The sequence below is a fragment of the Achromobacter sp. RTa genome (genome assembly GCF_000757485.1).
Lineage (GTDB): Bacteria > Pseudomonadota > Gammaproteobacteria > Burkholderiales > Burkholderiaceae_B > Achromobacter.
The window spans coordinates 341369-366376 of the sequence record NZ_JPYO01000045.1 but is presented as its reverse complement, the minus strand read 5'-3'; the positions used below and the strand labels follow the sequence as shown (position 1 = coordinate 366376).

The window sequence follows — 25008 nt, the reverse complement described above, 5'->3', positions numbered from 1 at the left end:
TCACTCACGTCTGGCCTCCTCGCGCGCCGCGCGCGCCTGCAGGCGGCGGGCGCCTTCGTGGTCTCCGTCCGACGCGACCAGGGCGGCGAGGTGCAGCAAGGCCTCGCGGTGGGCCGGATCCAGGTAGAGCGCCTTGCGGTACGCGGCCTGCGCCTGGCGCGCGTCGCCTGCGGCGTCCTGCAGCAGCCCTTGCAGGTACAAGGCCTCGGCGCTCGCTCCGTGCATGTCGATATGGGCGCGGCAACACGCCATCGCGTCGCGCACCAGCCCCTGGTCCGCCAGGGCCGCGATGCGGCGCAGCGAAGCCTGCGCGTCCAGCTCCGCCGCCGGTTCCGGCGGCCGGGCGGCCCGGGGCAGCGGCAATCCGGACGCCGGCGCTTGAGGCGCCGGACGCCTGGGCGGCGTCCAGCTGTGCACGAGGGGCCGCAACAGCGGAGGTGGCGCCGGCGGCGGCAAGGCCTTTGCCTGAAAAGCGAAAGCGCGCGCGAGCGGCACCGCCGGCAGGCGGCGCGCGGTCAGCAGGCTGGTCTCGGCCGGCCCGACGAACAGCGCGCCGTCGTCCCGCGTGAGCCGCAGCAGCACCTGCACGGCGCGTTCCTGGGTGGCGGCGTCGAAGTAGATGAGCAGGTTGCGGCAGAAGACGAAGTCATAAGGCGCCGCGCCCGCCAGCAAGTCCGGGTCGAACAGATTGCCCGGCCGGAACCGGACCCGGCCCGCCACGTGCCCGGCGAGCTGGTGGCCGTCGGCCGTTTCGAAAAAATAGCGGTCGCGATACGCCAGTCCGTCGCCCCGGAACGAGTTCCGTCCATACACGGCGCGCTGGGCGAACTCGACCATACGGACGCTGATATCCACGGCGTCCACCTGGAAACGCTCCGCCGGCACGCCCGCGTCCAGCAGGGCCATGACGATGGAGTAAGGCTCTTCGCCGCTGGAGCACGGCAGGCTCAGCACGCGCAGCACGCGGTTCTCGGCCCCGGCGGCGCACAGGCGCTCGCGCGCCAGCGCGGCCATCGCCGCCTGCGATTCGGGATACCGGAAGAACCAGGTCTCCGGCACGATGACTGCCTCGATCAGCTGCTGCATTTCGTCGGGCGAGGCCTGCGCCTGCAACAGATAGTCGCGTTCGTCGTCGACGCCGGCCGCGCCCATCCGGCGCCGCACCGCTCGCTCCACGGCCGCCTTGCCGATGGAGCCGCTGTCCAGCCCCATCCGCCGCTTGAGCAGCGCGCTGAAATCATCGACGAGCATCATGGCCGCGCCTCATGGCCCGCGCCCTCGGAATCGGCGGGGAACAGCAGCGCGCGCACCGGCGCGGGCAGTAGCGCATCCACGGTGACGGCCTGCACCATGCCCCGGCCGTCGCTGAGCACCGGGCCCAGGTAGCGGGCGCCCGGGTTATCGAGCCCGCTGGGCTGGAACGCGGCCGGATCGAAATGCGCGGTTTCGGTCGCCTGCTCCAGGATCAGCCCAAGCGGGCGGTCCTGGGCATGGGGCCCGGCCCGGTACCGGACCAGGGCCAGCCGCGTGCTGGTCACGGCGGCGGCCGCGCCGCGCCCCGCCAGCGCGCTCATGTCGATGACAGGCACGGCCGCGCCGCGGCGGTCCAGCATGCCCGCGACCCAATCGGGCGCGCCGGGCACCTGCTTCAGGACACGCAGGCCAAGCACCTCGGAAACGTCCGCGGCGTCCAGCGCGTAACGGTCTTCGCCGATGCGAAAGAGCAGGTACAGCCGGCGTCCGGCCGCGGCGCGGGAAACGGGGTCCGCCATGGCCGCCGTCACACCTTGAAGCGCGACACGCCGCTGCGCAGGTCGTTGGCCACCAGCGTCAACTCTTCGATGGCCAGCGTGGACTGGCGCAGGGATTCCACGGTCTGCTGCGCCGCGTCGCTCAATTGCTGCAAGGCCTGGTTGATCTGCTCGGCGCCCGTGGCCTGGGCCTGCATGCCTTCGTTCACCATCTGCACTCGCGGCGCAAGCGTCTGCACCTGCTGGATGATCTGCGACAGCTGGTCGCCCACCTGTTGCATGTCGGCCATGCCCCGGCGCACTTCCTCGGAGAACTTGTCCATGCCCATGACGCCGGCCGACACCGAGGACTGAATCTCGCGCACCATCTGCTCGATGTCGTAGGTGGCCACGGCGGTCTGGTCCGCCAGCCGGCGGATCTCGGTCGCCACGACGACGAAACCGCGGCCGTACTCGCCCGCCTTCTCGGCTTCGATGGCGGCGTTCAGCGACAGCAGGTTGGTCTGGTCCGCCACTTTCGTGATCGTCGTCACGACCTGCGTGATATTGCCCGCCTTCTCGTTGAGGATGGCCAGCTTGGCATTGACCGACCCCGCGGCCCCGACCACGTTGCGCATAGTGTCTTCCATGCGCGCCAGCCCCACTTGGCCGCTGCCGGCCAGCGCCGCGGTCTGCTCGGCGGCGCCGGAGACTTCCGCCATGGTGCGGACCAGTTCGCGCGAGGTAGCGGAGATTTCCCGCGAAGTGACGCCGATCTCGGTGGTGGTGGCGGCCACTTCCGAAGCGGTGGCCTGCTGCTGCTTGGACGTGGCCGCGATCTCGGTGACCGAGGTCGCGACCTGCACCGCCGAACGCTGCGTCTTGCCGACCAGGCCGGTCAGCTCGTCGACCATGCCGTTGAAGCCGGTCTCGATCGCGTTGAACTCATCCTTGCGCGCCAGCTTCAGGCGGCGGGTCAGGTCGCCGCCTCCGGTGGATTCCAGCGTCTTGACGATGTCGCGCATGGGGTTGGCGATGGCGCGCAGCAGCATGAAGCCGCAGAGGATGGCCGCGGCGATGGCCAGCGCCAGCGACACCAGCATGCCAAGCTCCGCGCTTTCCACGGATTTGCTGATCGAGACGGCCGCCTCGTCGGCCTGCTTCTTGTTCTCGACCACCATCCGCGCCAGGATGTCGCGGCCCTTGTAGAACGCGGGCCGCAGTTCCGCCTTGATGCGCGCTTCCGCCCGTGCCGGATCCGCCAGCGTGGCGGGAGTCAGGATGTCGGCGCGGATGCGCTTGTACTCCTGCAGCTCCCGCTCGAACTCCTCGAACATCTGGCGATCGTCCTCGCGGCCGACGGTGCGGCGATATTGCGCGATGTGTTCCTCTAGCAGCTGGTCGCTCTTGGGCAGCGCCTCCAGCGCGTCGCGGCGCTCCTGTTCCGTATCCGTGGCGAAGGCGTCGTGCAGCGCCACGAAGCCGGCGAACCAGGAAGCGCGGATCGAGGTGCTGTAGTAAATGCCGGGCACGGCGTCGCTGTTGATCAGCTCGGCCTGCGATTCGATGACCAGCAGGCGCCGGTAATCGACAACCACCATCAGGGCCATGATGGCCAGGATGACCAGGAAGCTGGCCAGGATGCGCTGGCGGAGCGTCAGATTCTTCATGCCGGGAAACCTTTATGCAATGTCAACTCGCCGATCCGGCCGACATATCCTGGAACAAGATAAAGCGCGCCGCCGCTCCGTGTATTACGGAATATGGAGTTCGTCGGCAATTATTGCAAAGGCAGGCCCCGCCAGCCACGAAAAACGCCAAAACGGCCCCTTCAAGGAGCCGTTTCGTCGGGAAAAAGCAAAGCCCTCTTACAAGGGCTTGTGTTTTGGGCCGAGATGCCCGCGGAATCAGGCGGTCTGCCGCCAGAGGGCGGCGGGCGGACGGTCTTCCACCCAGTCGCGCGCCTGCCCGTAGGCGTGCGCCAGCCGCAGGACGTCCAGGTCGGCACGGGGCCGGCCGATCAGCTGCATGCCCATGGGCAACCCGGCGCCGTTGAACCCCACGGGCACGCTGATCACCGGACAGCCGGCCAGCGTCCAAGGCGTGACGGTCTCCATCCAGCGGTGGTAGGTATCCATGGGGCGCCCGGCGATCTGCTTGGGCCAGTCCAGCTTGGCGTCGAACGGGAACACCTGCGCCGACGGCACCGCCAGATAATCCACTTCCTGGAACATGCGCAGCACCGTCTGGTACCAGGCGCTGCGCTCCTCGGTGGCCTGGTACACCTGCCGCGCCGTCATGCCTTCCAGCCCCTCTACCTCCCAGATCAGCGCCGGCTTGACCAGCTTGCGCGTCTCGGGATCCTGGACCAGGGCATGGAACTGCCCGCCCACCATCAGGTGGCGGTGGGCCAGCCAGATGCGCCAGAGCCGGTCGCCCGCGAACGGCACGCGGTAGTCCACCGCCTCGCAGCCCACCGCCGCCAGATCGCCCAGCGCCCGCTCGCACAGGTCCAGGATGCCGGGTTCCATGGGCAGGTAGCCGTTCCAGTCGCCCAGCCAACCCACGCGCTTGCCGCGCAGGTCGGCGTCCAGCGGCTGGGCGAACTGGGACGGGTCGTCCGAGAGCGACAGCGGAACCCGCGGATCATGGCCGGCCATCACGGACAGCAGCATGGCGACGTCGCGCGGCGTGCGCCCCATCGGCCCCTCGTAGGACAGCTGCTTCAGAAAGACTTCGGGCGCCGGGCCGAAGGGCACGCGCCCGGCCGACGGCCGCATGCCGTAGACGTTGCAGAAGGCCGCCGGGTTGCGCAGCGACCCGCCGAAATCGCTGCCGTCCGCCACGGGCAGCATGCGGGCCGCCAGCGCCGCGGCCGCGCCGCCGCTGCTGCCGCCGGCCGTTCTGGAGGGATCGTAGGGGTTGCCGGTGGTGCCGTAGACCTGGTTGTAGGTATGCGAGCCCAGGCCGAATTCCGGCACATTGCTGCGGCCGATGAAGATGGCGCCGGACGCCCGCATGCGCTCGATCATGATCGAGTCGTGCGGCGTCACCAGGTCCTTGTAGACGAGCGACCCCATGGAGGTGACCATGTCCTTCACCGCCGTCAGGTCCTTGGGCGCCTGCGGCATGCCGTGAAGCCAACCCAGCCACTGCCCTGCGTCCAGCTGGGCGTCGCGCTCGGCCGCCTCGCGCATCAGCGCGTCGCCGTCGCGCCGGGCGACGATGGCGTTGAGCTTGGGGTTGACCCGGTCGATATGCGCCAGGTAGGCGGCCATCACTTCGCGGCACGACACTTTGCGCAGGCGGATCGCGTCCGACAGCGCGTGCGCCGGCATCGCCACGATATCGTCCAGGCCTGGGGCCGCGGCCTCGGTGGCAGGATTCATGCAGGTCTCCTTGTCGCGCCGCGGGATCCGGCGGCGCGGGTATTGTGTTGGGCGCGCCGGCGGGAATCCGGCCGCGCGCACAATACTACGCGACACGCCGCCCCGCCGCAGCGTGCCGGTGTCCTAGCGCGCGGCCTGGCGGGCCGCCGGCGCGGTGCCGATCAGGTCGATCAGGCCGTCGGACAGCGTGCCGCGCCAGCTCAGGTAATCGTGGCCGCCCTCCACTTCCTGGTGGGTCACGCGGTAGCCCTTGGCCCTGAGCACGTCGCGCAGCCGCCGGTTGCTGTCGAGGATCCCGGACTGGCCGCCCCGGCCCGTCTCGTAAGCTCCCGCCACCAGGTAGAAACGCACCGGCAGCGTGCGCACCGCGGCGAACTGGCGCGCAAGCCACTGGTCTTCTTCGCCGGGCTGCCCCCACCAGTACGAACCCGACTGGCTCAGGACATTGCCGAACGCCTCCGGATGGCGGAACGCGGCGTAGGCCGAGGCCAGGCCGCCATAGCTGGAGCCGCCGATGACCGTGCGCGCCGCCGGCGCGGCGATGCCTTGTTCGCGGGCCCACGGCATGAGTTCACGCGCCAGGAAATCGGCGAAATCCGGATTGGGAGGCAGCTCGGCGGAGCGCGAATCGGCGGTGGGGTTGGAGATCAGCAGCGCCGCCGTGGGCGGAATGGCGCCTTCGGCAATCATGTTGTCCAGGATCGTCGGCGTAGGCACCCGGCTGAGATAGGGGCCGGCGTCGAACAGCACCAGAACGTGGTTGCCGGACGCGCCCGGCCGCCAGCCCGCGGGGCGGTACAGATGGATGTCTCGCGTGTTGCCCAGGATCTTGCTGGCCAGGGCCTTGACCTCCACCGTGCCCGCCGCAACGCCGGGGCGCGGCGCCACCCAGGGCTGCGGCGGCGCCTCTGCCAGTTCCAGCACGGACGAATACTGGAACGCGTCCACGCCGCGCTCGGGATACGCCTTGGGGTTGAGCGGATCGGCCTGGGCGGTGGCCAGGATGGCGCGGCGCCGGGCGGAGTCGGAAGCGGGCAGCTCCGGCACGTCGGGCGCCAGCTTGTACGACAGCCGCGCAGACCGCGGCAAGACGAAACTGCGATACCAGACGTCCGAGTCCCCCAGGCGCTCGAGTTGCGCATGGTCGGACAAGGGGCCGCCGAACAGCCGCACGTTGCGCCGCGCCCCGCGCCACAGGAAAGTCACCCGGTCGCGCGCGGCGTCGACGGGCTCGACCAGCGGCGCGCCTGCAGCCGCGATCTCGCGCCAGAAGTCCTCGGTGCCTCCGCCCTGCGCCAGTGTCTTCGCAAGCGCCGCGAGCCGCGGGCTGGCGATGGCGGGCTCGGGCGCGCGCTGCGCGGACAGCGGCACGCGTTCGGACACCGCCCAGCGGTACGCGCCTTGCCCCTGCGCCCGCAGCGTATAGCGGCCGTCCCCCGGCGCCACCAGCATCAGGCCGCCAGTGGGCCGCTCGGCGTCGCTCAGGCGGCGCACGTGCTGGCCGGCGGCATCGAGCAGATCCAGCGTCACGCCGCTGTCGGCGGCCCATTGGCCGGCGAGGAACTCGCCCTTTTGCAGAGTCAGCGCGGTATCCGCCGGCGCCTGCGGCGACACCCGGCCTTCCGCGCTCTGCGCCATGGCCGATCCCGAGGCCGCGCCGGCCAGGGCCAGCGCCAGCCATCCCGCGCGCCACCGCTGCATATTGCGTTGCTGCGTCACTTGCTCGTTCTCCTGCTTGCATTAATGGGAATAAGTATCATTATCTACTTAAACCCATTCCCGCGCAGGAGCGCAGGCCCCGCGGCCGCATTTGCGCCCGATCAAACCGCGCCGCCCCCGGTCCGCCCTATCATGCGCGGATTCCCCCCTTGCCAGGAGACGCCCGTGTCCGCCGACGATATCTGCACCGAAACCGAAATCCGGGAGCTCGTGCACGCCTTCTACGGCAAGGCTCGCGCCGACGCGGCGCTGGGGCCCATCTTCGAGAGCCAGGTGCACGACTGGGACGAGCACCTGCAGATCCTGTCAGATTTCTGGTCCGCCGTATTGCTGGGCACCCGCCGCTTTTCCGGTATGCCCATGCCCAAGCACGCCGCCATGCCCAACCTGAGCGCCGAACTGTTCGAGCGCTGGCTGGCGCTGTGGCGCGAAACCACCGACGCCCTGCCCAACCGCGCCCTGGCGGACGCCGCCCAGGAAATGGCCAAGCGCATGGCGCGCAGCCTCTGGTACGGCTACCAGCTCAGCCGCGACCCGAACCAGCCCCTGACGGAGCTGCGCTCCGCCTGATCACTCCACGCGCCACCAGCCCGGCAGCAGGCCGCGCACCTTGGCGCGCCGGTAGCGGTCGTCGATCAGGTGCACGGTGCCCACATCCTGTTCGGTGCGTATCACCCGGCCCGCCGCCTGCACCACCTTCTGCATGCCTGGATACAGATAGGTGTAGTCGTAGCCGTGCTCCACGCCATAGCGCCGGTCCATGGCGCGCTTGATGTTCTCGTTCACCGCGTTGACCTGCGGCAACCCCAGCGTGGCGATGAAGGCGCCGATCAGCCGCTTGCCCGGCAGGTCCACCCCTTCCGAGAAAGCGCCGCCCAGCACGGCGAAGCCCACGCCCTGCCCCGCCTCGGAAAACCGCGCCAGGAAGGCGGCGCGGCCGGCCTCGTCCATGCCTGGCGTCTGCGTCCAGATCGGCACGTCGGGATGGCGCTCGCGCATCAGGTCGGACACGCGGCGCAGGTAGTCGAAACTGCTGAGAAAACCCAGGTAGTTGCCCGGGCGTTCGGCGTACTGCCGCGCGATCAGATCCGCGATGGGCGCGAGCGAGCGCTCGCGGTCGCGAAAGCGCGTGGACACATTGCCCACCACCCGCACGGCCAGCTGCTCCGCCTGGAACGGCGCGGCCACGTCGATCCAGGCAGCTGACGCCGGCAGGCCCAGCGTGTCGCGGTAGAACTGCTGCGGACTGAAGGTGCCGGAGAACAGTACCGTGGCGTGCGCCCCCGCGTAGCGCCCCGACAGGTACGCGGCCGGGATCACGTTGCGCACGCACAGGGTCGACGGCGGCGTCTTGGCGCCGGCGCCCGAGGCGTTAAGGGTCACGTCGAACAGCGCATGCGGGCCGAACTGCTCGGCCAGGCGCATGAAATGCAGGGCCTCGAAATAGAAGGCGAGCACCGGGTCGTCCTGCGCCAAGGGCGACACGCCCATGTGGTCCGTGATCGCCGCCACCGCCTTCTGCACCGCCGCCAGCACGCCCGCCGGTGCCTCGTCGTAGGCCTGGTAGGCGTCCGCCTGCTTCTTGTTCAAGGCGTTCCAGGAACGGTTCAGGCCATCCAGCGCCTTCTTTAGCGGCTTGGGCGCGACATAGCGCGCGGCCGACAGCGCGGCCTGGTCCAGTTCGCCCGTGTACATGCGGCGCGCCCGGTCCACCAGGTTGTGCGCCTCGTCCACCAGCACCGCGACCTTCCATTGATGGGCCTGGGTCAGCCCGTGCAGCATGGCGGTGGCGTCGTAGTAGTAGTTGTAGTCGCCCACCACCACGTCGCTCCAGCGCGCCATTTCCTGCGACAGGTAATACGGGCACACCTGGTGCTCGTCGGCAGTGCGGCGCAGCGCGGCGGCGTCCAGGCGGACGAGCTCGCGCGCGGCTTCGCGGGCGGCCGGCAGGCGGTCGTAGAAGCCCTGGGCCAGCGGGCAGGATTCGCCGTGGCAGTCCTTGTCCGGGTGCACGCAGGCCTTCTCGCGCGCCTGCAGGTCCAACACGCGCAGGCGCGGCGCCGCCGGCTGCGCGTTCAGGGTTTCGAGCGCCTCCAGCGCCAGGGCGCGGCCCGGCCCCTTGGCCACCAGGAAGAAGATCTTGTCCAGGCCTGCCGCCGGGCTGGCCTTCAGCAAGGGAAAGATCGTGCCCAGCGTCTTGCCGATGCCGGTGGGCGCCTGCGCCATCAGGCAGCCGCCATCGCGCGCGGTGCGGTATGCGGCCACGGCCAGTTCACGCTGCCCGCTGCGGAACGCGCCATACGGAAATGCCAGCGCTTCCAGTGCCGCATCGCGCGCCTGCCGGTGCGCCAATTCGCCCGCGGCCCAGGCCAGGAAGCGGGCGCACTGCTCCTGGAAGAATGCCGCCAGCGATGCCGCGTCGTGCGTTTCCACCAGCACCGTCTCTTCCTCGGTGGCCACGTTGAAGTACACCAGCGCCACGCGCAATTGCGCCAGGCCCCGTGCCTGGCACAGCAGGTGCCCGTAGACCCGGGCCTGCGCCCAATGCGCCGCGCGGTGGTTCTCGCGCACGCCGTCCAGCCGGCCGCGATAGGTCTTGATTTCTTCGAGTTGGTTCGCCGCCGGGTCGTAGCCGTCCGCCCGGCCGCGCACCAGCAGGTTCTGGTGCTCGCCCGACAGCGGCACCTCGGTCTCGTAGTCCGGACCGCGCCGCGCCGTCACCGCCGCGTGCCCGGCCATGCCTTCCTGGCCGCTGGGCGCGGGCGTGAAGCGCGAATCCAGATCGCCCGCGCGGGCCGTGAACTCGCACAGCGCCCGCACGGCGACGGCGTATCGCGACGCCGGGCCGCGCCCGGGCGCGGCGTCCTCCTCGGCCGGACTGGCGGGCAGCGCAGCGGACGCGTCGCGAGCGGCCTCGGTCACGGGGTTTCCTCGTGCCAGCTCACGTGACAGACGCTCACCGGCATGCCATGCGCCACGCAATACTCCAGCCAGCGGATCTGGTTGTCCTGCAGCTTGTCGCCCGGCCCCTTGATCTCGATCAGCTCGTAGCGCCGTTCGCCGGGCCAGAAACGGACCAGGTCCGGCAGGCCCGAGCGGTTGCCCTTGACGTCGCGCAGCAGCCGGGCGAAGAACAGCTTCAGGTGCGCCGCCGGCAGGCAGTCCAGCGCCTGCTCCAGCAGCGGCTCCGACAGCGCCCCCCAGAACACGAAGGGCGACTGCACCCCGCGCTTCTCGGCGTAGCGCGCCAGGATGGTGTCGCGGTAGGCTGGCGTGTCGAGTTGCGCCAGGCACTCGGCGAAGCGCGCCTCGCGCCGCAGGTGGAAGTCGGGGGAATCGAGGTCGGCGGGCCCGCGCTGGAACGGATGGAAGAACGCGCCGGGCACGGGCGCGAACACCGCAGGCCAGCACAGCAGGCCGAACAGCGAATTGATGAGCGCGTTCTCCACGTAATGGACCGGCGCGTCGTCGCGGTGGAGATGGTCGCGCGCCACGAACTCGACCGCGGCAGGCTGTTCGGGCCGCGGCAGGGACAAGTCCCTGCGCTCCACCGCGGGCGGCCGCCGCCGCGCCGGGGCGCACTGCCCGGCCGCGCGCAACAGGCGCGGCATCATGCGCGCCAGCCGCTGGCTTTCCTCTTCGCTTTCAGGGTGGGCCTGCGCCTGCGCCGCCAGCGCCAGCGCCTCGTCGAACCGCGCCATGCGTTCGTAGACGCGGATGCGACGGTGCCGCGCGCCGGGATAGGCGCACAGCGCGTACGCCCGCTGCGCGGCTTCCCAGTCCTGGGCGCGCTCGCAGGCCTGGCCGATCCGCAGCAGCACCTTGCCGCGCCGCTTCTCCAGCCAGGCGTTATCGCTGGCGCAGGCGTCCACCGCGGGCAGCAGCGCGTCTATCTCGGCGCCGGCTTCCAGGGCCTGGCGGCAGGCGTGCAGCGCCAAATAGCGGTCGACGTCGCCGCGCGCCTGGAACGCGCGCGACGCGGCGTCGAACGGCACGGTCTCGTACTGGAACACGCCCAGGTCCGCCAGCACGAATTCTGACCAGTCCTGGTGCAGATTGCCGAAGAACATGACACGGAACCGCTCGCACTGGTCCGCCGCCATGACGCGCCAGACCGGCTCGCCCGCCCCCGGATGCCAGGCGGCATAGGGCTGCGCCTGCGGGTGCAGCGGCCGCAAGGCCTCCAGCAGGTCCGCCTTGCGGGCGCCAGCCTTCACCGGCGCGCCGGGAAACGCCGCGGCGAGCTCGGCCCGGGTATGCAGGCCGAAGAACTCGTCCAGCGTCATGGGCGCCTCGGCGTCCAGCCAGCCCAGCGCCGCCAGCGGCGCGGCGGCTTCACGGGTGCCTGGGATCTCTTCGTAGGCCAGCCGGGTGGCGCGGAACCAGGGCCCGCGCCGCATCAGCATACGCACCAGCAGCGCCCGCGACGCCTGCGGCAAAGCCTGGAAATCCGCCAGGAAGCGGTGCTCGGCGTCGTCCAGGATGTCGGCGTAGCGTTCGGCGATCCACGCCAGCGCGCGCTCGAAATTGTGCAGGTAGTAATAGCGGTGCGGAGGAAACATCGGCGCGGCCGGATAGCTGGGTATTTATCCAGTAATCATAGCAGGCCCGCCTGCCTCGCGCCGTCCGCCTGGTGGCGCACGATATTCAGGCCTTCGTCCTCGGACGGCTCCACGAAATATGCCGTGATCGCGTCGTATTGCTCATCGCTGGTGGTGTAGGGATGCGTGCCGGAGGCGTTGCGCGCGCGCAGCCGCGCCTTGCATACCGCGTCGGGCACGTCCAGGTAATGCAGGCGGTGCGAGCATCCGGCCTGCTCCGCCACGCCGAGCAGCCATTCCCGGCTGCGCCGCGTGTTGGCCGGGAAATCCAGCACCACCGACAAACCCGCCACCGCAAGCGCGGCCACGTGGCCGCCGATGGCGTTGCGCAGCCGGGCGGCGCAGCGGCCGTAGTCCGCCACGTCCAGAATCTCGCCGGGATACAGCGCCGCCAGCCAGCGGTCTTCGCTGAGCAGCAGCGTGGCCGGACGGGCAGCCAGTTCGGCCGCCAGCGTGGATTTCCCCGCGCCGATCTTGCCGCACAGAAAGTGCAGGGTCGGCGCCGGGGCGCGGGGAGTGGAATGGGAAAGCGACATCGGGGCTCCTGGGAACGAATACCGGAAGGCGGGAGACCCAAACGAAAAAACCCGCCATCTGGCGGGTTTGTCTGGCAATGTGCTGACGCGCGCTAACCCACCATGCTTGCGATGGCGGGAATAATTCGGGCGAACGAAGTTTGCGGGCGCGTCATGCAAACGATGATGCGCCCGGCCGGCACGCCTGTCAAATAGGCGGGGGCGCCCAGCCGGGGGCGCCTAGCCGGGGGCCAGGCGCCCCGTCTAGGCTCAGCGAGCCGGCTGCGGCGCCGCGCCGACGTCCTCGCGCACCTTGGCCACGTCGGCGGCGGTGACGGCCGCCCCCTTGTTGCCCCAGCTGGACCGCACGAAGGTCACCACGTCGGCGACTTCCTTATCGGTCATGCGCCAGTCGAAGCCCGGCATGGCGTACGCAGTCGGCGCCGCCGCGGTTCCCGGCATCTGCGCGCCCTTGAGCACGATGTGGATCAGGGAGGCCGGATCCGCCGAGTTCACCGTGGAGCTGAGCGCGAGCTGCGGGAACGTTTCCGAGTAGCCCTTGCCCGTGCTGCGGTGGCAGGCCGCGCAGTTGTTCAGGAAGGCCATCGCGCCGTCGCTCTTGTCCTTGCCGGTGCGCAGCGCCTGCGCCACGGTCTCGTCGTAGGCCAGCGGCTTGGTCGCGTCCTGGTTCACCGGAGGCAGGCTCTTCAGGTACACGGCGATGGCGTTCACGTCAGCGTCGGACAGGTGCTGCGTGCTGTCGCCCACCACCTGCGCCATGCCGCCGAAGGCCGCCGAATGGCCGTTGCGGCCGGACTTCAGGAAGGCCGCGATGTCCTCCTTGCTCCAGCTGCCCAGGCCGTCGGTCATGTCGCCCCGCAGGTTCTTGGCGAGCCAGCCCTCGACCACGCCGCCCGACAGGAAGGCCGAGCCGTCCGCCTCGGTCAGCGCCTTTTCCTGCAAGGCGAAGCCGCGCGGCGTATGGCAGGTGCCGCAATGGCCCAGGCCTTCCACCAGGTACTGGCCGCGCAGCAGCGCTTCGCGGTCGGCGCCCTTGAGGTCGCTGGCGGCGGGGCCGCTCACGGCGTCCGGCGCGAACATCCAGCGCCACACTCCCAGCGGCCAGCGCATCGACAGCGGCCACGTGATGTCGGTGTCCTTGTTGGCCTGCTTCACCGGCTGCACGCCGTGCATGAAGTAGGCATACAGGGCCTTCACGTCGTCCGGCGTGACCTTGGCGTAGGCCGTGTACGGCATGGCCGGATACAGCGAATGCCCGTCCCGGGCGACGCCATGGCGCACGGCCCGGTCGAAGTCCTCGTACGTGTATTCGCCGATGCCGGTTTCCTTGTCCGGCGTGATGTTGGTGGAGTAGATCGTGCCCAGCGGCGATTCGATGCCCAGGCCGCCCGCGAACGGCTTGCCGTCCTTCGCGGTGTGGCAGGCGATGCAGTCGCCGGCGCGCGACAGGTATTCGCCCTGCTTGATCAGCTGCGCGTCGGCAGCGGCCGCGGCGGAAGTGCCGTCCGCCGCCCACGCCGAGCCCGCAACCAGGGCGGAGATTGTCGCAACAATGGTCTGCTTAATCATTGTTCCGTCTCCTTAGGCCTGGACCAGCGGGCCGGGGTTCTTCAGGTACTGGTCGCGTATCGCCTGCGCGGACCAGTAGGCCAGCGCCCCGACCAGGCCCGTCGGGTTGTAGCCCATGTTCTGCGGGAACACGCAGGCCCCCATCACGAACACGTTGGGCACGTCCCAGCTCTGCAGGTACTTGTTGACCACGCTTTCCTTCGGATTGGACCCCATGATGGCCCCGCCCGTGTTGTGCGTGCTCTGGTAGACCCGGGTGTCGTAGCGCGCGCCCTTCTTGCGCACCCCCACGGCGTACTTTTCGGGCTTCATGGCCTTGGCCACGTCTTCCATGCGCTTGCCCATGTAGCCCAGCATGTCGAACTCGTTGTCATGCCAATCGAAAGTCATGCGCAAGAGCGGCTGGCCAAAGCTGTCCTTGTAGGTCGGGTCCAGCGACAGGTAGGCGTCGCGGTACGACATCACCGAACCGGAAATGCCTATGGACATGTGGCGCTGGTAGGCATCCTGCACCCCGGCCTTCCAGCCCGTGCCCCAGGTGGGCGTGCCCGGCATGGTGGGCGTCTGCTTGATGGGACGGCCGCCATAGCGCACATGGCGGATGCTGGCGCCGCCCAGGAATCCCAGCGGGCCGTGGTCGAACTGGTCGCCGTTCAGGTCGTCCATGCCCACGCCGCCCGCGCCCGTGCCCACGAAGGGGTTGAGCTGCGTGCCCTTGGGTAGCAGCACGCTGACCGCGCCGTTCATCTGGTAGGCGTAATTCTTGCCGACCACGCCCTCGTTGGTCTTGGGGTCGTAGGGCTTGCCGATGCCGGACAACAGCAGCAGGCGCACGTTGTGCATCTGGTAGGCCGACAGGATCACCAGGTCGGCGGGCTGGTCGACCTCGCGGCCCTGCGCATCGATGTAGGTCACGCCCACGGCCTTCTTGCCGGTCGAATCCAGATTGACCTTGATCACGTGCGATTGCGTGCGCAGCTCGAAATTCGGTTTCTTCAGCAGCACCGGCAGGATGGTCGTCTGCGGCGAGGCCTTCGAATACATGTAGCAGCCGTAGTTCTCGCAGAACCCGCAGAAATTACAGGGGCCCAGGCGCACGCCGTAGGGATTGGTATAGGGGCCGGACGCGTTGGCCGCGGGCGCCGGATACGGATGGAAGCCCACTTCGCGCGCGGCCTTGTCGAACAGCTGCGCGCCATAGGTGGTGGTGAGCGGAGGCAGCGGGAATTCCTTGCTGCGCTTGCCTTCCAGCGGATTGCCGCCTTCCACGATCTTGCCGTTCAGGTTGCCGGCCTTGCCCGAGGTGCCGCACACGTATTCGAACTTGGTGAAGTACGGTTCCAGTTCGTCGTAGGTTACGCCGAAATCCTGGATGGTCATGCCTTCGGGGATGAAGTCCTTGCCGTAGCGAGTCTCGTAGCGGGTGCGCAGCTCCAGTTCTTCGGGCAGCACGCGGTAGTGCATGCCGTTCCAGTGGAAGCCCGCCCCGCCCACGCCGGTGCCCAGCAGGAATGACCCGTTCTGGCGGTACGGCACGGCCACGTCATCCACGCCGTGGCGGATGGTCACCGTTTCCTTGGACAGGTCCTGGAACAGCTTGCCGCGCACGGAATAGGCAAGCTCGTCGATCACCTTCGGGTATTCGGCGTCCTTGGGCGTGTCCTGCATGCCGCCGCGCTCCAGCGCGAGCACGTGCAGGCCTGCCTCGGTCAGTTCCTGGCCCACGATAGCGCCGGTCCAGCCGAACCCGACCAGCACCGCATCGACTTTCTCTTTCTTGATCGCCATGCCTTAACCCCTTTCCCCAGAAATCGAAACAGGGCCGTAGGGATACTTCACGTTGGGCTGGTCGGCCCAATCCATGTAGTCGGCGCGCGCACCCGGAAAGCCCACCATCTTCCAGCCCACCATGTTCTTGTTGCCGCCGTACATCGGATCGGCGAAGAACCCTTCTTTGGTGTTCGCAAGCAGGAAGCTGAAGAAAGTCTTGGATGGAACGGTCTGGAATTCGATCTTGCCGCCCTGCAGGTCCTTCAGGATCTGTTCCTGCAGAGGCTTCTCGAGATCGGCGTAGATCTTGCCGTGCGTCTTCATGCACCAGGCATCGCAGGCCTCGATGCCGTTGCGGTAGACCTCGCGGGGATTCTGGTTGATCTGGTAGCCCAGTTCCGGCACCACGTCGGGATGGAACGGCCCTTGCATGTACCAGAGCTTGCCGTGGCCGAACGGCGTTTCCATCTGGCGGTCGATGAATTCCGGCACGCCGGCTTCGATGGCGCCGGGGCCGTGCTCGTCGGCGGGGATCAGGTGGTCGACCGCTGCGACGATGAAGGCCCATTCGGCCTTCGTGAAATAGGTGGGTTCGTAAGGCTTGGCCGCGCGCGCGGCGGCGCTTTCCGATCCGTTGGTACAGCCGGTGGTCATTGCGCCCACCGCCAACGTCGACGCCGGCACGATGGCCAACGCCTGCAGGAACCGCCTGCGCGGCTTTGCGTCTTCTGTCATAGACATCTCCGTGATTACTCCAGTTGTCCTAGCGCGCTTGCGAACATGACCTGGAAACACGAACCGCCGAGCTAGTGACAACACGCTCTTCGCTTGCAGAAAAACAACCGATCCCGTGAAAGGGGACACAAGAAAGGTGCCAACATTATGCGCCCTTTCGAGCATCTGATACGCTCAACGGACCAGATCAGTCCGATTTTCTTGACATGGAAATGTCTTTTGCTTTAAGGACTACGTAAGAAGCCTGCAAAAGCGGGCTTTTCTGACAAGGCGATGAACGGTTCCCACGATGAATGACAAGAACAAGACCTGGCGCAGCACCACGACGACGCGCAGCTGGAGCTCCTCCAAGGACCTGGGGTCCGGGCACGGAGAGAATTTCGAAACGCTGCTGGACGGCGCGACAGTCAGCGAAACCTGGAGCTATTCCGGCGACGAAGACGGCGAGCCGCTGAAGGTCGAAATCAAGAATGGCGCCGTCACGCTCAACGGCCGCAAGTACGACAGCCTGGACGCGGTGCCGCGCGCGCAGCGCGAACGCATCGAAGCGCTGCGCGCCGGGGAGATCGGCGGCGACGTATGGCAGCTGTTGCGCCAGGCGGGAATCGACGTGAACGACCTGGCGCCCGCCATGCGCGAGCACGCGGCCAAGCCCGCGTTCTCGATCGAAACCGAAGGCTCCGATCCACCGGCGGTCCCTGCCGCCTCGACACCACCCGCCGATGCGGCAGCGGATGCATCGTTGCCGCCGGGCGCGGTGCCCGCCGGCGGCGGCCTGCGCCGCATGCTGCTCATCGGCATTGCCGTCGGCCTGGGCTGGTGGGTGGCCCGGGCGCTGAACCTGTTCTAGGCCCGCGCCGCCAGCGCCGCGCCGCCATCGGGCGCGGCCTGCTTCACGTATTCGCGGGCGATTTCCGCGGCCACCTCGGCCAGGGCCCGCGCCCATTCCGTTTCCGCGTCGGGGTGCATCAGTTCGATGGGAAAGGTCCAGGCCAGGCTGCCCACCAGCGTGCCGTCCTCGAGCAGGATGGGCACCGCGACGCCGCCCAGGCCGGGCGCGATCTGTTCGTGGCTGGTGGCGAAACCGGCCTTGCGCACGCCCGCCAGCGCGCGCCGGAATTCGCTCCAGTCCTGCCCCAGGCCGGCGGCCGCGATTTCGTGGGCGCTGCGCAGATAGACCTGGCGGATCCGGTGATGCGGCAGGAACGCCAGCAACGCCAGCGAACCCGACCCCTGGAACAGCGGAAACGGCTGGCCTCTGCCGCGCAGGATCACGATGCGCCGGCCCGCGTGCTCCAGCATGTCGGGCCCTTCCTTGTAGATGCAGAGCACCTTGTCGTCGTAGAGGTTCTGCAGCAGATAGGCGCTGTCTTCGCGCCGCCTGCCTTTCAACACCGCCCTGCCCGCCAGATAGAGCGGATCGCTGAGGGCCAGCAGGCGCTCCAGCTCGATGATGCGCGGCCCCAGGCCGTACATCCCGCCCGCCATCGAAGCCAGCAGGCCCGCATCGCATAGTTCCTTCAGATAGCGATACGCCATCGAGCGCGAGTAGCCCAGCCGGGCGCTGACCTCGTCGCTCGTGAGCCTTGGGCTTTCGAGGGTGAACAGATCCAGGACATCGAAGGCGCGGGCAAGACTGGAAGACATGGGCAGGAACGGTCGGGCGTCAGGGACGGACGCCTGGAGTGTAGCCGAGCCTTATGACATTTTATTCAAATCCCATTATTTAAAATTTTGACAAAAATTTATTATGCGGGATAACATGAAAAAACTCATCGCCCACCGCCGCCTCCCGGCCACCTTTGCAGGCCCTCGCATGCCCGACAAAACCCTCACCGGCCGCGTTCCTCCCGAAGCCATCCGCCTGATGGAAATCCCGCGCCTCCCGCCCGACGTGCTGCGGCGCTATGCGGCGCTGGATGACCTGGCAGGCGCCGTCTCCGACGCCATGGACAAGCTGGGGCTGCTCGGCGCCGTCCCCGCAAGCGTGCTGGCGCCCACCCTGCCTGGCCGCCGCGTCATCGGCCAGGCCGTGACGGTGCGCAATATCGAACGCGAAGACACCCCCACCGCCGCCGCGCAGGGCGGCGCCGGAAAAATGGGCGAGCACGAGGCCTACAACCTGGCCGAGCCCGGAGACGTGGCGGTCATCCAGGGGCTGCCCGGCATCTCCAACCTCGGCGGCCAGTCCGCCACCGTCGCCAGCCGCAAGGGCTGCGCGGGCGCCATCGTCGACGGCGGCCATCGCGACCCCTCCGCATCGCGCGAGCTGGGCTTTCCCGTCTGGTCGCGCGGCGCCACGCCTATCACCGGCAAGTGGCGGCTGCGCACCGTTGAAATCAACGGACCGGTGCGCATCGCCGGCATCGGCGTGCAGGCCGGCGACCTGGTCGTCGCCGACGAAGCAGGCGTGGTCTTCGTGCCCTACGCGCACGCCGAGGCGGTGCTTGAAGAGGCCGAGCGCATACACGCCGGCGACACACGGCAAAAGGCCGACATCGCGCGTGGCGTGGACCTCGCCACCCTGGCCGCCACCCGCTACAAGTAGCCTCCCTTTCCTCCCCCCTACCCGAGCCCCCTATGAATCCCGACATCCAATGCGTCGTGCAGAGCGCCGACATCCTGGGCGAAGTGCCGCTATGGTGCGATCGCAGCCGCCGCCTGTGGTGGATAGACGTGCGCCGTCCCGCGTTGCAGTCCTACGACCCCGCCACCGGCCGGCACACGGCGCAGCGCCTGCCCGAAAAACTGCTGGTCGGCTCCATTGCCCTGCGCGAGGCGGGCGGCTTCGTGCTGGCCACGAACGTCGGCATCCATTTCTATGACCCGGCCAGCGGCCAGGCGCCCGAGTTCATCGTCAATCCGGAAGCCGACAAGCCGGAGAACCGCCTGAACGACGGCAAGTGCGACCGCCGCGGCCGCTTCTGGGTGGGCAGCATGCAGGACCAGAAGCGCGAGCCCAAAGGCACCCTGTACCGCCTGGACGCCGACCGGCAGTGCCGCGCCATGCTCGATGGTTTCGTTCTTCCGAACGCGCTGTCCTGGAGCCCCGACGACCGCAGCATGTATTTCGCCGACACGCATAACCAGGTGATCTGGGCATTCGACTTCGACCTGGACGACGGCGCCATCTCGAACCGCCGGGTCTTCAAGGACTGGACCCAACAGCCGGGCCGTCCCGACGGCGCGGCGGTGGACACGGACGGCTGCGTCTGGAACTGCATGGTCGCCACCGGCCAGCTGGTCCGCCTGACGCCGGACGGCCGGGTGGATCGCGTCATCCAGCTGCCCGTCACCAACCCCACCTGCCCCGCCTTCGGCGGCGACGGGCTGGACACGCTGTACATCACCAGCCACTCGCAGCGCCTCGCGCCCGAGCAGCTCGCCGCGGAACCATACGCGGGCGGCCTGTTCGCGCTGGACGTCGGCGCGCAAGGACTGCCCGAACCGCGCTACCGCGGCTGAACCCGGAAAGCCCGGCGGACAATGGCGCGGCACGGACCGCGCGCCCGCCACCCGCCGCAGACGCGGCAGAGGAGACAGACATGCCCAGACTCATCATCGCGGCCGCAATCGCCGCCGCGCTTGCAGCCGGATCCGCCCACGCCGCGGGCGTGCTCAAGATCGTCGTCCCGTTCGCTCCCGGCGGCCCCGTGGACCAGGTCGCGCGGCTGGTAGCGCCCGACCTGGCCGCCGAACTGGGCGAGACCGTGGTCGTGGAGAACCGCGGCGGAGCCGGCGGCACCATCGGCGCCAACTACGTGGCCAAGTCCCGACCCGACGGGCAGACGCTGCTGGTCGCCACGCTCGGCTACGTCATGACCGCCGGCACCACGCCGGGGCTGCCCTACGATCCGCGCAAGGACCTGACGCCCCTCTACCTGTTCGGGCAGGTGCAGAGCCTGCTGGTGGTGCGCAACTCGCTGGGCGCCTCCACCCCGGCGGAACTGGTCGCGCTTGCCAAGTCAGGCAAGCCGCTCAGCTATGCATCCAGCGGCGTGGGCTCGACCATGCATATCGGCGGCGAACTCTTCAACCTGGCGACCGGCGCGCACGCCACGCATGTGCCGTACCGCGGCGCGGCCCCGGCGCTGGTGGACCTCATGGCCGGGCGGGTCGACATGCTCAATGCCGATGTGCCCGTGCTGCAGCCCTACGTGAAGGATGGCCGGGTCAAGGCCGTCGTCATCTACGACACGGAACGCTCGCGCTACCTGCCGGACGTGGAAAGCGCGCGCGAGGCCGGCCTGCCCGAACTGCAGATGAGCAACTGGTATGGAGTCCTGGCGCCTGCGGGCACGCCCGCCGACACCCGCAAGCGGCTGGAGGCCGCGCTGGCCAAGGTGGTCGCCGCGCCGGCCCTGGCGCAACGGCTGGCCGACGCCGGCCTGAGCGGCCCGCTCGGCGCGGCGGCATTCCAGGCCAAGCTCGACGCCGACCTGGACCGCTGGGTGCCGTTCATCCACAAAGCCGGCATCCGCACCGAGTAAGGCAAGGAGAATCCCGCGATGCATCCGCCCGACCGCCCCCGCCGCCTGCTGGCCATCGGCCCGCTGCCCCCGGGCCTGCATGCCAGCCTGCGCGAGCGCCATGAGCTCGTCGCGCTGTGGGAACAGCCCAATCCCGGCGCCTATCTGCGCGATCAGCGCGGCCGCTTCGACGGCGGCGTCACCATGTCGCGCCACGGCTGCGCCGACGCCATGTTCGCCTGCTTCCCCGGCGGCGTGCTTGCCTGCTTCGGCGTCGGCTACGAAAGCGTGGACCTGGACGCCGCCCGCCGCCATCGCGTGCAGGTCAGCACCACGCCCGATGTGCTGAACGATTGCGTGGCGGACCTGGCCTTCGCCCTGGTGTTGGCGGTGGCGCGCCGGATACCCGGGGCCGACCGCCACGTGCAGGCCGGGCGCTGGCCTTCGGCCGCCTACCCCCTGGCCACGCGCGTGAGCGGCAAACGGCTGGGCATCGTGGGCCTGGGCCGCATCGGCCAGGCCATCGCCCGCCGCGCCTCGGGCTTCGACATGGCGCTGCGCTATCACGGCCGCGCGCCCAAGCATGGCTGCGGCCTGGAATTCGAGCCCGACCTGGCCGCGCTGGCGCGATGGGCCGATTTCCTGGTGCTGTCCTGCCCCGGCGGCGCCGCCACCCGGCACCTGGTGTCGGCGGGCGTGCTGGACGCGCTCGGCCCCGACGGCTATCTGGTCAACATCGCGCGCGGCAGCGTCGTGGACGAAGCGGCGCTGGTACAGGCCATCGAGCAAGGCCGCATCGCCGGCGCCGGGCTCGACGTCTACGCAGACGAACCCAACGTGCCCGCCGGCCTGCTCGGACGGGACAACGTCGTGACGCTGCCGCACATCGCCGCGTCCACCCGCGAAACCCGCCATGCCATGGAGCGCCTGGTGCTGGACAACCTGGACGCCTATTTCCAAACCGGCGCCGTGCTGACGCCGCCCGCCTGAGGCCGAACCGATGATCATCGAACACCGCATCTATACGCTGCCGCACGGCGGCATGGACGCCTATCTGGCGCGCTACCGCGAACTCGCGCTGCCGCTGCAGATGAAGCACCTGGGCCGTCTGCAGGGATTCTTCGTCAGCGACATCGGCACCTTGAACCAGGTATTGCACATCTGGGCCTACGACAGCATGGCCGACCGCGAGGCGCGCCGCGCCGCGCTCGAGGCCGACCCCGACTGGCAGGACTTCAAGCGCGGCAACCGCGGCACCTTCGCCGCGCAGCAGGTCTCCATCTGGCGCGCGGCGCCCTTCAGCCCGCAACTCGTCTGAACAACCCTGGAGACCATCCATGCAAACGCCCAGCGCCCGGGAACTGGCCCGCAACCCGCTGCTGCGCCGGCTCGCCGACGGCGGGCTGGCGGCCTCGCTCATCGTGCGCCTGTGCGACGGCCCCGAGATTGGCCGCATCGCGGCCACCGCCGGCTTCGACGCGCTCTACGTCGACCTGGAACATTCGTCCTTGCCCCTGCTCTCCGCCAGCCGCATCTGCAACGCCGCGCGCGATGCCGGCGTCACGCCGCTGGCGCGCGTGCCCGCCATCGACGCCGCGCTGATCGGGCGCGTCCTGGACGGCGGCGCGATGGGCATCATCGCGCCCCAGGTGGAAAGCGCGGAAGACGCGGCGCGCGCCGTGGCCTGCTGCCGCTACCCGCCGCGGGGCCAGCGTTCGGTGGCCGGCGGCCAGCCCGCCCTGCACTACCGCGACTACCCGCAGGGCGAAGCGCAGCAGGCCCTGGACGACGGTGTGCTGGTGGCGGCCATGATGGAAAGCGCCGCCGCCCTGGAAGCGGCCGAGTCGATCGCAGCGGTGGAAGGCCTGGACATGCTGTTCATCGGCGCGCACGACCTGGGCGCCGCCCTGGGCGTGCCCGGCCAATGGGACCACCCCTTGCTGCGCAGCGCCCTGGCGCGCATCCGCCGCGCCTGCCTGGACGCGGGCAAGGCGCTGGGCCTGGGCGGGCTGGCCGGACAGCCCGAGCTGCTGCGCGAACTGGCCGCCGGACCTGGCGGCTGCTTCATATCGATGGGCACGGACCTCTCCTGCCTGCTCGGCGCCGCCACGCAACGCGCCGCGTTCGCGCATGCGTTGAGGCAGGACCAGGCGTCATGCCCGCCCCGCGCCTGACGCATTAACGATGCTAATAGGACCCTCTGTTTATTTAATTGGTCCCGCCCCCTCCCGGACACTACAGTGTCATCGATCCATGGGAGGGACTCGTGTCGCAGCACCAAGCACCTACACGCCGGACGCTGGACATCCTGGCAACCTTGATCGCCTTTCCGACCGTCAGCCGGGATTCCAACCTGGGCCTGATCGAGTGGGTGCGAGACTACCTGCACAGGCGCGGAATCGGCGCCCGCCTCAGCTACGACGCTAGCGGCGCCAAGGCGAATCTGTTCGCGACCATCGGCCCCGGGCGGCCCGGCGGGATCGTGCTGTCCGGCCACACCGACGTCGTGCCCGTGGACGGACAGGACTGGAGCAGCGACCCCTTCACCGCCCGCATCGCGGACGGCCGACTCTACGGCCGCGGCGCCTGCGACATGAAGGGCTTTCTCGCGGCCGTGCTTGCTTCCATCGACGGCCTTGCCGCGGCGGAACCGCGGCAGCCGATCCACCTGGCCTTCACCTACGACGAAGAGGTGGGCTGCAAGGGCGTCAGGACCCTGCTGGCCGACCTGCAGGCCGCAAGCATCTCGCCCGCGGCCTGTATCGTGGGCGAGCCCACCGACATGCAGGTCGTGACCGCGCACAAAGGCAGCCGCAACTACCGCTGCTGCGTCCGCGGCAAGGAGGCGCATGCATCCCGCACCCAGGACGGCGTCAACGCGATCGAGTACGCCGCGCGCCTTATCGGCCATATCCAGGACCTCGCCGACCAGTACGCCGAGGCGCCTCGAAGGAACAGCGCGTTCGATACGCCCTACGACACCCTGCAGACCGCGCTCGTCAACGGCGGGCTGGCGCGCAACATCGTTCCGCGCGACTGCGAATTCATCTTCGGCTACCGCTACCTGCCGGACAGCGACCCAGACCGCATCGTCGGCAGCGTCCAGGACTATGCCCGCGACCACGTCCTGCCGCGCATGCGGCGCCGGTTCGCCGCGGCCGACATCCTGTTCGAAAAGCAATCCGACAACCCTGCCCTGCGCCCTGGGCCCAACGCCGCCATCGCCCGCTTCGTCATGGGGCTGTCCGGCGCGGGCTGCGCCGGCCCCCACGTCAGCTACATGACCGAAGGCGGGCTGTACCAGCAGGCCGGCGTTGCATCCATCATCTGCGGGCCCGGCAGCATCGAGCAGGCCCACCAGCCCGACGAATACGTGGAATTGGGCCAGCTTGCCCGCTGCGAAGCCATGATTGCCGCGCTTGGCGAACACGCCGCCGAATTCCAGACCGATACGGAAACGACAGGAGAAGCCCGATGATCCCTCACGCGACACGCGCCCCGCGCCGCACGACGGCCGCCATGGCCGCCGCGCTGCTGCTCCCCTTGTGCGCGCCGGGCGCGCACGCGGAAGCGCCCACGCCGCTCAACGACTATCCGCGGCAAGCCATTACGCTGGTCTCGCCCTTTCCGCCCGGCGGCGGCAACGACGGCGTCGCGCGGCTGCTGGCCAACGAGCTGGGCCGCATTACCGGCCAGTCCGTGGTGGTCGAGAACCGCTCCGGCGCCGGCGGCAACATGGGCACCGCCGCCGTGGCGCGCGCCAAGCCCGACGGCTATACCCTGGTGCTCTCGCAGAACAGCGTCATGGCGGTGAATCCCGCCATCTACAAGAACACGGGCTTCGACGCGCTTAAGGATTTCGCTCCGGTATCCCAGATCACCTCGGCGCCACTGGCGCTGGTCGTCAGGAAGGAAAGCCCCTACCGCACGCTGGCCGACTACCTGAACGACGCCAAGGCGCGGCCGGGCGCCGTCACCTACGCCACGCCGGGCAACGGCACGCTGTCCCATCTCACGGGCGTGCTGCTTGCGCGGCAAAAGAACCTGTCGCTGGTGCACGTGCCTTACCGCGGCGCCGGCCCCGCGGTCAACGACCTGCTGGGCGGCACGGTGGACATGCTCATCACCTCGCCGCCCTCCGTCGAATCCCTGGTCACCGGCGGCAAGCTGCGCGTGCTGGGCGTCACGCACGAAAGCCGCATCGGCGCATTCGAAACCGCGCCCACCCTGGCCGGGCAAGGCATCGAAGGCGTATCCATCGAAGGCTGGTACGGCGTTTTCGCCCCCGCGGGCACGCCCGTCGAACGCATAGGCTATCTGGCGTCCGCGATCAGCCAGGCGGCCCGCACGCCCGCCGTGCTGGAAAAGATCCGCCAGGACGGCGCCGAAGTCGTGGCCAGCCAGCCCGACGCCTTCTCGCGCAAGCTGCGCGACGAAACGACCTACTGGGCGGGCGTCGTCAAGAGCGCCAAGCTCGCGGTCGACTGACC

The 25008-nt window shown here is 69.2% G+C and carries 22 protein-coding genes; 10 read left to right on the top strand and 12 right to left on the bottom strand.

Features of this window, described 5'->3' with window-relative positions; all coding sequences use genetic code 11:
* The 5 genes from JL37_RS25955 to fes all read right to left on the bottom strand — a co-directional run bounded on the left by JL37_RS25955 (position 1) and on the right by fes (position 6838).
* Positions 1 to 1254 (bottom strand): CheR family methyltransferase, encoded by a 1254-nt coding sequence (locus JL37_RS25955; protein ID WP_043547868.1) that lies wholly within the window; start codon positions 1252 to 1254, stop codon positions 1 to 3.
* A complete protein-coding gene (locus JL37_RS25950; protein ID WP_052097605.1) occupies positions 1251 to 1772 on the bottom strand; it encodes a chemotaxis protein CheW in 522 nt (173 codons plus the stop codon). The genes JL37_RS25955 and JL37_RS25950 overlap by 4 nt, the downstream gene beginning before the upstream one ends.
* Before the next feature lie 8 nt (positions 1773 to 1780).
* Positions 1781 to 3400, bottom strand: a complete 1620-nt coding sequence (locus JL37_RS25945; RefSeq protein WP_043547866.1) for a methyl-accepting chemotaxis protein — start codon at positions 3398 to 3400, stop codon at positions 1781 to 1783.
* 237 nt (positions 3401 to 3637) lie between these two features.
* A complete protein-coding gene (locus JL37_RS25940) occupies positions 3638 to 5119 on the bottom strand; it encodes an amidase (protein ID WP_043547865.1) in 1482 nt (493 codons plus the stop codon).
* 123 nt (positions 5120 to 5242) lie between these two features.
* The gene (gene fes / locus JL37_RS25935) at positions 5243 to 6838 is read right to left on the bottom strand and encodes an enterochelin esterase (protein ID WP_231570433.1); all 1596 of its coding nucleotides are present in this window, start codon (positions 6836 to 6838) and stop codon (positions 5243 to 5245) included.
* A 165-nt stretch (positions 6839 to 7003) separates the two neighbouring features.
* Here fes and JL37_RS25930 point away from each other — a divergent pair, with 165 nt between their 5' ends.
* Positions 7004 to 7408, top strand: a complete 405-nt coding sequence (locus tag JL37_RS25930; RefSeq protein WP_043547864.1) for a group III truncated hemoglobin — start codon at positions 7004 to 7006, stop codon at positions 7406 to 7408.
* Here JL37_RS25930 and JL37_RS25925 read toward each other — a convergent pair whose 3' ends face one another.
* From JL37_RS25925 to JL37_RS25900, 6 genes are all read right to left on the bottom strand, one after another.
* Positions 7409 to 9727, bottom strand: a complete 2319-nt coding sequence (locus JL37_RS25925) for an ATP-dependent DNA helicase (protein WP_052097627.1) — start codon at positions 9725 to 9727, stop codon at positions 7409 to 7411.
* Positions 9728 to 9756: 29 nt separating this feature from the next.
* Complete coding sequence (locus JL37_RS25920) at positions 9757 to 11400, bottom strand: VRR-NUC domain-containing protein (RefSeq protein ID WP_043547862.1); 1644 nt, start codon at positions 11398 to 11400, stop codon at positions 9757 to 9759.
* A 35-nt stretch (positions 11401 to 11435) separates the two neighbouring features.
* Positions 11436 to 11975 carry an ATP-binding protein gene (locus JL37_RS25915; RefSeq protein ID WP_043547861.1) on the bottom strand — a complete coding sequence of 180 codons (540 nt, stop codon included), beginning with the start codon at positions 11973 to 11975 and terminating at the stop codon, positions 11436 to 11438.
* A gap of 249 nt (positions 11976 to 12224) precedes the next feature.
* Positions 12225 to 13544: a cytochrome c gene (locus JL37_RS25910; protein WP_043547860.1), complete on the bottom strand. Its 1320-nt coding sequence runs from the start codon at positions 13542 to 13544 to the stop codon at positions 12225 to 12227.
* Between the two features lie 12 nt (positions 13545 to 13556).
* Complete coding sequence (locus tag JL37_RS25905) at positions 13557 to 15332, bottom strand: GMC family oxidoreductase (RefSeq protein WP_043547859.1); 1776 nt, start codon at positions 15330 to 15332, stop codon at positions 13557 to 13559.
* Positions 15333 to 15335: 3 nt separating this feature from the next.
* Complete coding sequence (locus JL37_RS25900) at positions 15336 to 16049, bottom strand: gluconate 2-dehydrogenase subunit 3 family protein (protein ID WP_043547858.1); 714 nt, start codon at positions 16047 to 16049, stop codon at positions 15336 to 15338.
* A gap of 289 nt (positions 16050 to 16338) precedes the next feature.
* Here JL37_RS25900 and JL37_RS25895 point away from each other — a divergent pair, with 289 nt between their 5' ends.
* Positions 16339 to 16899 carry a hypothetical protein gene (locus JL37_RS25895; protein ID WP_043547857.1) on the top strand — a complete coding sequence of 187 codons (561 nt, stop codon included), beginning with the start codon at positions 16339 to 16341 and terminating at the stop codon, positions 16897 to 16899.
* On the opposite strand, the gene JL37_RS25890 is transcribed toward JL37_RS25895, so the two are convergent.
* Positions 16896 to 17696 carry an IclR family transcriptional regulator gene (locus tag JL37_RS25890; protein WP_052097604.1) on the bottom strand — a complete coding sequence of 267 codons (801 nt, stop codon included), beginning with the start codon at positions 17694 to 17696 and terminating at the stop codon, positions 16896 to 16898. The genes JL37_RS25895 and JL37_RS25890 overlap by 4 nt on opposite strands.
* 169 nt (positions 17697 to 17865) lie before the next feature.
* Here JL37_RS25890 and JL37_RS25885 point away from each other — a divergent pair, with 169 nt between their 5' ends.
* The 8 genes from JL37_RS25885 (at position 17866) to JL37_RS25850 (ending at position 25006) form a co-directional block, all read left to right on the top strand.
* Entirely contained in the window at positions 17866 to 18597 is a 732-nt protein-coding gene (locus JL37_RS25885) for an RraA family protein (protein ID WP_043547855.1), read from the top strand.
* Positions 18598 to 18629: 32 nt separating this feature from the next.
* Positions 18630 to 19514 carry an SMP-30/gluconolactonase/LRE family protein gene (locus tag JL37_RS25880; RefSeq protein WP_043547854.1) on the top strand — a complete coding sequence of 295 codons (885 nt, stop codon included), beginning with the start codon at positions 18630 to 18632 and terminating at the stop codon, positions 19512 to 19514.
* 80 nt (positions 19515 to 19594) lie between these two features.
* Positions 19595 to 20539 (top strand): tripartite tricarboxylate transporter substrate binding protein, encoded by a 945-nt coding sequence (locus JL37_RS25875; RefSeq protein ID WP_052097603.1) that lies wholly within the window; start codon positions 19595 to 19597, stop codon positions 20537 to 20539.
* Positions 20540 to 20557: 18 nt separating this feature from the next.
* Positions 20558 to 21508, top strand: coding sequence for a 2-hydroxyacid dehydrogenase (locus JL37_RS25870; RefSeq protein ID WP_043547853.1), 951 nt, complete (start codon positions 20558 to 20560; stop codon positions 21506 to 21508).
* Between the two features lie 10 nt (positions 21509 to 21518).
* A complete protein-coding gene (locus tag JL37_RS25865; protein ID WP_043547852.1) occupies positions 21519 to 21836 on the top strand; it encodes an NIPSNAP family protein in 318 nt (105 codons plus the stop codon).
* Positions 21837 to 21855: 19 nt separating this feature from the next.
* Positions 21856 to 22692, top strand: a complete 837-nt coding sequence (locus tag JL37_RS25860; protein WP_043547851.1) for an HpcH/HpaI aldolase/citrate lyase family protein — start codon at positions 21856 to 21858, stop codon at positions 22690 to 22692.
* 92 nt (positions 22693 to 22784) lie between these two features.
* Positions 22785 to 23996, top strand: coding sequence for an acetylornithine deacetylase (argE, locus tag JL37_RS25855; RefSeq protein ID WP_156124406.1), 1212 nt, complete (start codon positions 22785 to 22787; stop codon positions 23994 to 23996).
* On the top strand, positions 23993 to 25006 hold the full coding sequence (locus tag JL37_RS25850) for a tripartite tricarboxylate transporter substrate binding protein (RefSeq protein WP_043547850.1): 1014 nt from the start codon (positions 23993 to 23995) through the stop codon (positions 25004 to 25006). Before argE ends, JL37_RS25850 begins: the two co-directional genes overlap by 4 nt.
* The last annotated feature ends 2 nt before the right edge of the window (positions 25007 to 25008 follow it).

What these genes read in the sequence shown, in the direction of transcription:
- JL37_RS25955 (WP_043547868.1), bottom strand. Translation starts at nt 1,254, where the DNA reads ATGATGCTCGTCGATGATTTCAGCGCGCTGCTCAAGCGGCGGATGGGG.
- JL37_RS25950 (WP_052097605.1), bottom strand. Translation starts at nt 1,772, where the DNA reads ATGGCGGACCCCGTTTCCCGCGCCGCGGCCGGACGCCGGCTGTACCTG.
- JL37_RS25945 (WP_043547866.1), bottom strand. Translation starts at nt 3,400, where the DNA reads ATGAAGAATCTGACGCTCCGCCAGCGCATCCTGGCCAGCTTCCTGGTC.
- JL37_RS25940 (WP_043547865.1), bottom strand. Translation starts at nt 5,119, where the DNA reads ATGAATCCTGCCACCGAGGCCGCGGCCCCAGGCCTGGACGATATCGTG.
- JL37_RS25920 (WP_043547862.1), bottom strand. Translation starts at nt 11,400, where the DNA reads ATGTTTCCTCCGCACCGCTATTACTACCTGCACAATTTCGAGCGCGCG.
- JL37_RS25915 (WP_043547861.1), bottom strand. Translation starts at nt 11,975, where the DNA reads ATGTCGCTTTCCCATTCCACTCCCCGCGCCCCGGCGCCGACCCTGCAC.
- JL37_RS25910 (WP_043547860.1), bottom strand. Translation starts at nt 13,544, where the DNA reads ATGATTAAGCAGACCATTGTTGCGACAATCTCCGCCCTGGTTGCGGGC.
- JL37_RS25905 (WP_043547859.1), bottom strand. Translation starts at nt 15,332, where the DNA reads ATGGCGATCAAGAAAGAGAAAGTCGATGCGGTGCTGGTCGGGTTCGGC.
- JL37_RS25900 (WP_043547858.1), bottom strand. Translation starts at nt 16,049, where the DNA reads ATGACAGAAGACGCAAAGCCGCGCAGGCGGTTCCTGCAGGCGTTGGCC.
- JL37_RS25895 (WP_043547857.1), top strand. Translation starts at nt 16,339, where the DNA reads ATGAATGACAAGAACAAGACCTGGCGCAGCACCACGACGACGCGCAGC.
- JL37_RS25890 (WP_052097604.1), bottom strand. Translation starts at nt 17,696, where the DNA reads ATGTCTTCCAGTCTTGCCCGCGCCTTCGATGTCCTGGATCTGTTCACC.
- JL37_RS25885 (WP_043547855.1), top strand. Translation starts at nt 17,866, where the DNA reads ATGCCCGACAAAACCCTCACCGGCCGCGTTCCTCCCGAAGCCATCCGC.
- JL37_RS25880 (WP_043547854.1), top strand. Translation starts at nt 18,630, where the DNA reads ATGAATCCCGACATCCAATGCGTCGTGCAGAGCGCCGACATCCTGGGC.
- JL37_RS25875 (WP_052097603.1), top strand. Translation starts at nt 19,595, where the DNA reads ATGCCCAGACTCATCATCGCGGCCGCAATCGCCGCCGCGCTTGCAGCC.
- JL37_RS25870 (WP_043547853.1), top strand. Translation starts at nt 20,558, where the DNA reads ATGCATCCGCCCGACCGCCCCCGCCGCCTGCTGGCCATCGGCCCGCTG.
- JL37_RS25865 (WP_043547852.1), top strand. Translation starts at nt 21,519, where the DNA reads ATGATCATCGAACACCGCATCTATACGCTGCCGCACGGCGGCATGGAC.
- JL37_RS25860 (WP_043547851.1), top strand. Translation starts at nt 21,856, where the DNA reads ATGCAAACGCCCAGCGCCCGGGAACTGGCCCGCAACCCGCTGCTGCGC.
- JL37_RS25850 (WP_043547850.1), top strand. Translation starts at nt 23,993, where the DNA reads ATGATCCCTCACGCGACACGCGCCCCGCGCCGCACGACGGCCGCCATG.